This window comes from Escherichia sp. AM3 (assembly GCF_032029835.1).
GTDB lineage: Bacteria > Pseudomonadota > Gammaproteobacteria > Enterobacterales > Enterobacteriaceae > Escherichia > Escherichia coli.
Genome location: NZ_JAVUPQ010000472.1, coordinates 1 through 681 on the forward strand (window position 1 = coordinate 1; position 681 = coordinate 681).

1 pseudogene is annotated in these 681 nt (G+C 52.3%); it reads left to right on the forward strand.

The window, feature by feature from the left end:
* Positions 1–681: pseudogene (locus tag RTW80_RS26670) on the forward strand (acyl CoA:acetate/3-ketoacid CoA transferase); the annotation flags it as partial.

The following is a 681-nucleotide window of genomic DNA, read 5'->3' on the forward strand; positions in this document are numbered from 1 at the left end:
GTTACGACCTGACCATCAGCGGCCAACATCGCCGTCTGAGTTCTAACGACGCTATTGAACTGGTTAGTCATCCGGTACGTCGCCTGATTGCCCGTCGGGCAGCACGCGAACTGGTAGCTGGCGCTTCAACCAACTTTGGCTTTGGTATTCCCGGCGGCATTCCAGGAGTAGCGCTGCGCGAAGGCGTTCCTTACCAAAGTTTATGGCTGAGCGTCGAGCAAGGCGTACATAACGGCATGATGCTGGATGATGCGTTTTTCGGCTGAGCCCGCAACGCCGATGCCATTATTCCATCACTCGATCAATTTGAGTTCTACAGTGGCGGAGGGATCGATATCACCTTCCTCGGCATGGGAGAGATGGATCAGTACGGTAACGTCAACGTCTCCCATCTCAATGGCAATCTGATTGGCCCCGGCGGATTTCTCGAAATTGCGCAAAATGCCCGTAAAGTGGTGTTCTGCGGCACGTTCGACGCTAAAGGCAGCAAGATCGATATAACACCAGATGGCTTGCATATCGCCCAGTCAGGTCAAATCCCTAAACTGGTTACCAAGGTGGAAAAAATCACTTTTAGCGCCGCCTACGCACAGCAAAGTGGTCAGGAAGTGTTGTATATCACTGAACGCGCAGTATTCCAGTTAACGGCAGAAGGCGTTGAATTAATTGAAATCGCGCCGG